Source organism: Streptomyces sp. NPDC060027 (assembly GCF_042737005.1).
GTDB lineage: Bacteria > Actinomycetota > Actinomycetes > Streptomycetales > Streptomycetaceae > Streptomyces.
Map to the genome: position 1 here is coordinate 1 of NZ_JBHWVI010000359.1, position 3,300 is coordinate 3,300.

General features: G+C 61.7%; 2 protein-coding genes. One reads left to right on the forward strand and one right to left on the reverse strand.

The window, feature by feature from the left end:
* Positions 1 to 1,077 precede the first annotated feature (1,077 nt).
* Positions 1,078 to 1,431 carry a group 1 truncated hemoglobin gene (locus ACFWBT_RS41440; RefSeq protein ID WP_385709547.1) on the reverse strand — a complete coding sequence of 118 codons (354 nt, stop codon included), beginning with the start codon at positions 1,429 to 1,431 and terminating at the stop codon, positions 1,078 to 1,080.
* Between the two features lie 449 nt (positions 1,432 to 1,880).
* Here ACFWBT_RS41440 and ACFWBT_RS41445 point away from each other — a divergent pair.
* Positions 1,881 to 3,300: protein kinase (locus ACFWBT_RS41445; RefSeq protein ID WP_385709550.1), on the forward strand; the 1,420-nt coding region annotated here is incomplete at its 3' end.

The following is a 3,300-nucleotide window of genomic DNA, read 5'->3' on the forward strand; positions in this document are numbered from 1 at the left end:
CCACGGTGACGTCCCCACAGCGGATAGAACGCTCAACTTCCGCCCCGGACACGGCAGCCAGGAGCGATCCACCTCATTGTGTTAGCCGTTGTTAAGCGCTACTCGCCACCTTGCCGTAGTTATACGAGAACAGGGCCGTTGAAGATCAAGTTAAGGCTTGTCCCGCAATGATCGTCTGAGGGGCACAAACATCGTCGCCACAGATGCCCCTTCGCCTATCTGGCGAGGGTGAGGTTGTGCAGCCGGGCAGTGCCGCTCATCGCATAGTGTCTCTGCGATCGGTTCCTTATTGCGGGACAAACCTTTAGCTGGTGCGTGAGCAGCACTTGCGGAAAATCCGGTGTGCTCGCGGGTGCGATCGTGCGTGTCCGGGCGCATGCCCACCGCCGATGGTTAGGTAGGCATTACTCATGCCCAGCACGCTGCGTTTGCCCCACCCTGGACGGGAATCAATGACACCACGGGAGAGAATTTAATGTCCTGTCCTTCCCCAGCTCCCACAAGCTGTCACTGCATGTTCTCGGAGAAGACCATCATTGCGCTTTTTCTATCGATGGTTCGGGTCAACTGCGGGTCCGCAACAGTCCTGCAAGACTCTCGCTCTCCGCGAATAGCAAGTCGGCCCGAGTAGTACTTCCCTGCCTCCTGGAACGGCATATTGCTCCTACTGTCGGTGTTCGAGGTGACTCCTGAACACTGCGTGCCACCAAGCTCGTTGGCATGGGCGGGCGCCCGCCGGCTTGCGCACGAGCATTTCAGGAGTGGGCCCTGCCTGCAGCGTCCTGCCTCTCCAGCTTCGCCTTGCAGTCGGTGCTTGCCGACTTCGGCGCAGTCGGCCAGCTCAGCTGTACCGAGGTCGAGCAACAGCAGGTCGGACGGACGCCCCATCGTCTGTTGGTTGGACAAGTGGCCAAGGGGCCTGTACCGACGACGCTTTACGCGCCCGGCGGCCAGTCGCCCATCATCCGTGTCAATAACCTGGCTGATCAGTGCAACGCTCGTTTGCGGCTCGTGGTGAGAGAAACATGATTAGCGCATTCGAAGTGACGTGAAATTTGATATTCTGGACACTGGATTCTACGGGGCAACAACATCTGCCCGGAAGGATTCCAGATGAAGGAATGCTTTCTGTACCACGATATCAGGGGTGTCGAAGTCGCGCAGCACGGTCATAAGGGTTTCCACCATCAGGTCGAATTCGGCGTCAGTGATACCCAATTCCTTATGTGCGCTAGTCACTCTTCTTCCTGAGTAATTCTCGGGACCTCCCAGGCTGGCTGCAAGGAACGCGCGCTGATGTGCGGCAAGCCGTGAAATGTCCACGGAACTGAAATGATGTTTCAGAATCGGATCTTCGAGGACTCTGCGGTAAAAGACTTCAACGATGGCACCCAGGGGACCCTGGCCACCGATCTGCTCGTAGATGCTCATCAGGGCCCCTCATGTCGTGACCCGCCATTCTTGGCCAGTTGAGAGCCAAGTCTTCACGATCCACACTACAAGAAGAGCTCGTCGTTCGGTGCCCATCAGTACTGGCCGGGCTGCGCCTTCAAGCGAATTGGCCATGTGGGACAGTGGAGAATCTCGTGGCGCACAATCGACAGCGTCTTTGAGCAGCAATTACTCAGGTGTCCCATAGCGGCACTCTTTAACCTCGGGGTTGCATCTGCGTTTCGGGGGGACTGATCCCTGCCGCAGAGCGCTGAGCTGCCCGAGCGACGTGCCATCGCCGTCTCACAAGGTCGCCGCCGCAGGAAACCGCGGGGCGTACCACAAGTGAGCCCAGCAACGCGACCGCAGAAGCGACTCTCATCCAGAGGAACGCCGACAGGCCACCGCTTCCTCGCTCTGCACGTGACTATCGAAGGTGAAGAACACTCATGACTACTGACTTGCGCGCCGCGGGATGGAACCTGCCGGGGTACCGCCCTATCCAGGTACTGGGATCGGGAGCGAGCGGTCACGTCGTCAGGGCGGTGGAGGAGCGTACAGGCCGGACCGTCGCCGTCAAATACCTCAGTGACGCCCTGCGGTCGAACCCCGATGTCGTGACTCGCTTTCGTGTCGAGGCGCGTCTGCTGGAATCTCTGAGCTCCGCCTATGTGGCCCGGATGTATCAGTACCGGGAAGCTGTCGAGGGAGCCGCCATCGTCATGGAGCTCGTCGACGGCGTGTCACTCGGCACACTGCTCCGGGAACAGGGCACTCTCGCGCCCGAATCTGCGCTCTGCATTCTCAAGGGCTCGCTTCTTGGCCTGTCGGCCGCCCACACAGCCGGGGTCGTGCATCGTGACTACAAACCGGGGAACGTTCTCGTCGACCGGCAGGGGCATTCGAAGCTGGTGGATTTCGGGATCGCCGTGCACCAGGGAGCGGAAGCCAGGGCCGCAGGCACCCCGGCGTACATGGCACCGGAACAGTGGATGGGGCTGCCCGCGTCGCCGGCCACGGACGTGTATGCGGCCACGGTTACGTTCTTTGAATGCATCATCGGTGAACTGCCCTACCGTGGGCAGTCACTTCCTGAGCTGGCCGTCCAACACGTCTCCGGTCCGATTCCGGACAGACGCGTACCGGACCCGGTGCAGACGCTCATACGTGAAGGGCTGGCAAAGTCCCCTGAACAGCGTCCCAGTGACGCGATATCTCTGCTGAGCAGTCTGGAACACGCAGCCCGAGTCGGATACGGGGAAACCTGGGAAGAACGTGGACGGCACGCACTGGCGGCGCTGGTTGCCATGTTCCTCGTTGGATCGCCCGTGCCTGGTCCGGGCGGGGGCAGCGTCGATTCGGCTACCACGATCCTTCATCCGCGACCGCGCGCGCGGCACCGCCGCCCCCCCAGACACAGCTTCCCGTCCAAATTCCGCGGAACCAACGCCGCAGCCGTGACAGCTGCCGTGGCAGGCCTGCTTTCCGTGGCCGCACTGTCCAGCGGATTCGGGCAAGAACAGTCCACAGCCAACTCCTCAGGGGACATCGCCACATCGATTGATGACACCGACCCGTCTGGGCAACGCATTTCCACCCCTGCCACTCCCAAGCAGGATACGGGCGTGCCCGACACCCTCGGCAAAGCTTCTCTCTCCTCCCCACCGACCAGCGAGCCGACAGCAATCTCCCCCCACTCGCCGTCTCTGGACGGTGCAGCAGGAGCCCGGCAGACCGCCACCGCGTCGCCGTCTGCGCCGGCTTCGGATACGGGGTCGCCGTCTGCGCCGGCTTCGGATACGGGGTCGCCGTCTGCGCCGGCTTCGGATACGGGGTCGCCGTCTGCGCCGGCTTCGGATACGGGGTCGC